The organism is Streptococcus mitis (assembly GCF_001579045.1).
GTDB lineage: Bacteria > Bacillota > Bacilli > Lactobacillales > Streptococcaceae > Streptococcus > Streptococcus mitis_D.
This window is the reverse complement of sequence record NZ_KQ970270.1, coordinates 1-949: the sequence shown is the minus strand read 5'-3', so window position 1 is coordinate 949 and position 949 is coordinate 1. Positions and strand designations below refer to the sequence as shown.

The window sequence follows — 949 nt, the reverse complement described above, 5'->3', positions numbered from 1 at the left end:
AATTATCTGGATACTTAAGGTATCCTTTATTTGAAAAAATACAGTAAAAAGTACAAAAATCACTTCCTGTGCTATACTCTCATCTTTGGTAGCTTTTAGCAATTAAATAGCCACTAGATGATGGATTTTTGTCAACTGTAGTGGGTTGAAGAAAAGCTAATATCTAGAAAGGACAAATTTCGTCCTTTCTTTTTTGATATTCAGAACGATGAAAATTCGCTTTTTGAAGTTTTCAAAGTTCCGAAAACCAAAGGCATTGCGCTTGATAAGTTTGATGAGATTATTGGTCGCTTCTAATTTGGCATTAGAATAGGGTAACTGAAGTGCATTGATGATTTTCTCTTTGTCCTTTAGAAAGGTTTTAAAGACAGTCTGAAAAAGAGGATGAACCTGCTTAAGATTGTCCTCAATGAGTCCGAAAAATTTGTCAGGCTCTTTATTTTGGAAGTGAAAAAGTAAGAGCTGATAGAGATTATAGTGGTGTTTCAACTCTTCTGAATAGCTCAAAAGCTTGTCAAGAATCTCTTTATTGGTCAAGTGCATACGAAAAGTAGGGCGATAAAAACGTTTATCACTCAATTTACGACTATCCTGCTGAATGAGCTTCCAGTAGCGCTTGATGGCTTTGTATTCATGGGATTTTCGATCGAACTGATTCATGATTTGGACACGGACACGACTCATAGCACGGCTAAGATGTTGTACAATGTGAAAGCGATCCAGAACGATTTTAGCGTTTGGAAAAAGTTGCCTAGCTAGGTCATAATAAGGACTAAACATATCCATAGTAATAATTTTCACTCGACATCGGACGGCTCTATCATATTTAAGAAAGTGATCTCGAATGACGGCTTGTGTTCTACCCTCAAGAACAGTGATGATATTGAGCTTATCAAAATCTTGCGCAATGAAACTCATCTTTCCCTTGGTAAAGGCATACTCATCCCAA

1 protein-coding gene is annotated in these 949 nt (G+C 36.5%); it reads right to left on the bottom strand.

Annotation, left to right across the window (positions count from 1 at the left end; all coding sequences use genetic code 11):
* Positions 1-156: 156 nt before the first annotated feature.
* Positions 157-949 (bottom strand): ISL3 family transposase (locus SMIDD28_RS10660; RefSeq protein WP_155719340.1); only part of this gene is annotated, 793 nt, incomplete at its 5' end.